This window comes from Paraburkholderia sp. NMBU_R16, assembly GCF_013282575.1.
Classification (GTDB): Bacteria; Pseudomonadota; Gammaproteobacteria; order Burkholderiales; family Burkholderiaceae; genus Trinickia.
This window is the reverse complement of sequence record NZ_JAAAYE010000355.1, coordinates 1-304: the sequence shown is the minus strand read 5'-3', so window position 1 is coordinate 304 and position 304 is coordinate 1. Positions and strand designations below refer to the sequence as shown.

1 pseudogene is annotated in these 304 nt (G+C 53.9%); it reads right to left on the bottom strand.

The features are described 5' to 3' along the window. Positions 1-219, bottom strand: a pseudogene (locus GWC77_RS29965) (resolvase); the annotation flags it as partial. Positions 220-304 lie beyond the last annotated feature (85 nt).

Here is a 304-nt window from a genome sequence, read left to right as displayed (position 1 = left end):
ATATACGAAACCGGTTGGTAGCAGACATCGATACTCGCCACGGTTGACCTTGTTCAGGATTCCGCCGCGTAGTCGCGCCTTGAGAACGTGTAGTTCGGCTTCACTCATTGTTCCCTTGAGCCCAAGCAGGAGCCGATCATTGAAGCTCGCCGGGTCATATATCCCGTCCTCGTCAAGAATTAGGGCTCTTTTGAAAATGCAGTGGGTAACGCGGCTCACGAGGCATGCGGGTTGAAGCTGGAGAAATCTAGCTTGCCGGCGATGAGGAACAGCACGGTTCGCATTGTTTCGAAGCGCGTGTAGC